General features: G+C 68.6%; 3 protein-coding genes. 2 read left to right on the top strand and 1 reads right to left on the bottom strand.

Translation table 11 applies throughout. The features are described from left to right. Positions 1–14 precede the first annotated feature (14 nt). Both ACWELQ_RS44420 and ACWELQ_RS44415 read left to right on the top strand, forming a co-directional pair. Complete coding sequence (locus tag ACWELQ_RS44420) at positions 15–758, top strand: ATP-binding cassette domain-containing protein (protein WP_452402972.1); 744 nt, start codon at positions 15–17, stop codon at positions 756–758. After that, positions 755–1,573 carry an ATP-binding cassette domain-containing protein gene (locus tag ACWELQ_RS44415; protein ID WP_452402971.1) on the top strand — a complete coding sequence of 273 codons (819 nt, stop codon included), beginning with the start codon at positions 755–757 and terminating at the stop codon, positions 1,571–1,573. Before ACWELQ_RS44420 ends, ACWELQ_RS44415 begins: the two co-directional genes overlap by 4 nt. 46 nt (positions 1,574–1,619) lie before the next feature. Here the strand turns inward: ACWELQ_RS44415 and ACWELQ_RS44410 are convergent, their stop codons facing one another. Next, positions 1,620–2,051 (bottom strand): dioxygenase family protein, encoded by a 432-nt coding sequence (locus tag ACWELQ_RS44410; protein WP_452402970.1) that lies wholly within the window; start codon positions 2,049–2,051, stop codon positions 1,620–1,622. Between the last annotated feature and the right edge of the window lie 89 nt (positions 2,052–2,140).

The following is a 2,140-nucleotide window of genomic DNA, read 5'->3' as shown; positions in this document are numbered from 1 at the left end:
GTGCCACGACGGTCCTGGACGGTATCGGATTCACCCTGGACGCGGGGGAGCGGCTCGGCCTCATCGGAGCCTCGGGCTCCGGGAAATCACTGACCGCGCTGGCGATCCTGGGCCTGCTCCCCGACGAAGCGGTGGTGCACGGCAGTATCCGATTCGACGGCGTCGAACTGCTCGGTCGCAGCGACCGCGAACTGTCTCGGCTGCGCGGCAACCGAATCGCCATGGTGTTCCAGGAACCGTTGTCGGCACTGAATCCGCTGATGCGCGTGGGCAGGCAGATCGGCGAACCCTTGCGGCTGCATCGCGGGCTGTCGCGCAAACAGGCCCTGGCGGAGGCGATCTCCCTCGCCGAGCAGGTCGGCCTGCCGGACCCGGAGAATCTCGTGCGCGCCTACCCGCACCAACTGTCCGGCGGGCAACGCCAACGTGTCGGCATCGCGATGGCGGTGGCGTCTCGTCCCGCGCTGCTGCTCGCCGACGAGCCCACCACCGCCCTGGACGTCACGGTCCAGGCCGAAATCCTGGCTCTACTGCACGATATCGTCACCGAGCAGGGCACCGCACTGCTGTTCGTGACCCACGATCTGGCGGTGCTCGCCCAGGTGGCGCGCAGGGTGCTGGTCATGGGTGAGGGGCGGGTGCTGGAATCGGGGGAACTCGAGACCATCATGCGCGCACCCGCGCATCCGTACACGCGCACCCTGCTCGACCTGGCCCGCGCCGCGTCCTTCCACCGCGCACCCGAGGCTGCCCGATGACCTTCGCCGCCGCCGAAACCGGTTCCGCTCCAGCCTTGCTGGAGGCCTCCGGACTCCACCGCTCCTTCCGCCTGCCCCGGCGCGCCCTGCTGCGGACGGCGCCGATCCGGCACGCGGTGCGTGAGGTGAGTCTGTCTCTGGGCGTGGGCGGCAGGCTCGGCATTGTCGGCGAATCAGGTTCGGGCAAGTCGACCCTGCTGCGACTGTTGCTCGCGCTGGAGCGCCCCGACAGCGGTCTGGTCCGCTTTCGCGGCCGCCCGGTGACCGGCCGCGACCTCACCTGGTTCCGCCGGGAAGTGCAAGTGGTCCTGCAAGACCCACGCAACGCGCTCGATCCACGCGCCATCGTGCGCGACTCGGTCGCCGAACCCCTCGAATGCCTGCGGATCGCGGGAGATCACGACGCCCGCGTGGCCGAGTTACTGATCGCGGTCGGGCTCGAGCCCGACGCGGCACAGCGCTACCCGCACGAGTTCTCGGGTGGTCAGCGCCAGCGCATGGCGATTGCCCGCGCCCTCGCTCCCGGACCCACCGTCCTCGTCGGCGACGAACCCTTCTCCGCCCTGGACGCCACGGTCCGCGGCCAGATCATCGACCTGGTCCGAGACCTGGTGTCCCGCTTCGGCCTCTCGCTGATCCTGGTGTCACACGACCTCGGCGTCGTACAGCAACTGTGCGACGAACTGCTGGTCTTGAAGGACGGCACGGTCGTCGAACGGGGTGCGACCGAAGCCATCCTCACCACCCCGCAACACCCGTACACGCAGGCCCTCGTGAACGCCGTCCCCACACTGCCGCCGGTCACCCGCGACTAGCCCGACACTGAACCGCGTTGCCGGGCATTCGTATTCGCTACCAGGGTCAGCCGAGCTGGATCGAGCGGCGAGCCATGCCGTACCAGTAGCCGTCGATGACGGTTCGAAGGGAGTCCAGGTCGTTCTGGCCGGCGCCGAGCGAAATGAACAGGGGCGCGAAGTGTTCGATGCGTGGGTGGGCCAGTCGCACGGCGGGCGCGGCGTGCTGGAAGTCGAGCAGCGCGTCGATATCGCGCTCGTCCAACATCTCCCGGCCCCACTGGTCGAATTCGACGGTGAACGAGTGCGCGTGCTCGTCGTCGCCGGTCAGCGCGCGCAGGTTGTGGGTGAAGAACCCGCTGCCGATGATCAGGACGCCTTGGTCGCGCAGCGGAGCCAGCTTGCGTCCGATTTCGAGCAGTTCCCGAGGATCCAGGGTCGGCATCGACAACTGCAGCACCGGTACGTCGGCGTCGGGATACATCTCCTTGAGCGGCACGTAGGCGCCGTTTCACCACCAGCACCGCGGACGCGAGCAGGAAGCCCATCATCATCCACAGCAGGTAGCTCACGTTCCCCGCCGCCAGC

Source organism: Nocardia sp. NPDC004722, assembly GCF_053601505.1.
This window is presented reverse-complemented; position numbering and strand designations above follow the sequence as displayed.

Excerpts from the sequence above, each read along its gene's own strand:
- ACWELQ_RS44415 (WP_452402971.1), top strand. The coding sequence starts at position 755 with ATGACCTTCGCCGCCGCCGAAACCGGTTCCGCTCCAGCCTTGCTGGAG.